Origin of the sequence: Psychrobacter cibarius (genome assembly GCF_016107535.1) — a bacterium.
GTDB lineage: Bacteria > Pseudomonadota > Gammaproteobacteria > Pseudomonadales > Moraxellaceae > Psychrobacter > Psychrobacter cibarius.
In genome coordinates this window covers 1-948 of sequence record NZ_JABASQ010000064.1, presented here as the reverse complement: position 1 = coordinate 948, position 948 = coordinate 1, and the positions used below count along the sequence as shown (strand labels likewise).

Genomic DNA, 948 nt, shown 5'->3' with positions numbered 1-948 from the left:
GGTTGGGGGCTGGTCTTGCACTTCGCTCAGTTGCTTTGTTAATTTCAATATCTGATTTTCCGATAGCTTCAGTGATTCCCTCAATTGCTTGTTTTGTGTCGTCAATTCGTTGTGTAAGCTTGTTATTTGCTTGTGCTGTGCCATTAATTCTTTGTTTTGTGTCATCACATCGCTTTGGTAGGTTTTCGCATCGTTTAGCTGCCCAAGCAATGCCTGATTTTGCATCTTCAACGCATCGTTTTGTGTCGTCAACTCGAATTGCCGTTCTATTATTTTGTTCTGTGCAGTACGTAATGTGAGGTTCTGAGCTTCCAGAGAGTTGTTTTGCAAAATCAGCTCGTTGTTTTGTGTCTCCAATGCGTCCAGGTAGTCTTGCATTTTTCTCAGTTGCCCAAGCAAGTCCTTTTCTAAGTGCGCTAATTCGTCGCTCATTGTCTGCCTCCTGTTTGATATGGTTGTCAGCCACCAATTTGTTACGTGCTTTGATGGCGCGGTTGGTATTACCTTTTTCGGTCGTGATGCCTCGGCGCTCCATGGCCGTCGCCTCCACTCCCATTTTAATAGTGGGCTGCTGATCAAGCCCCTGATCCTTGTAACTGCGCGCATCCATCAGCGGTAGATGATATTCGGCCAATACCTTATTGGCGGTATCTACCCACATTTCACGAATACGCTTAATCTCCTGCAACGATGACGGCAGATCATGCGCCTTACGTTTTTTATTGGACCACTCAAACGGGGTCTTAAGCTTTGGATCAAACGCCAAGGTTTTATTAGCTCCAACAAGAGGCGCTCGAGTAGTGACTAAAATATGCGCGTGAAAATTACGGGGATCAGGGTTCTCCTCACCCTCACGCAAATACTTAGAACTTGGTGGCACATTAGGATCAAAAGGCAACTTCATCACCGGACGATGGATACACACATCCGCAATCACATCCATATCGT

General features: G+C 45.8%; 1 protein-coding gene. It reads right to left on the bottom strand.

Going from position 1 to position 948, the window contains the following annotated elements:
• Window positions 1-948: MobA/MobL family protein (locus JFC08_RS13605; protein WP_198331109.1), on the bottom strand; the 948-nt coding region annotated here is incomplete at both ends.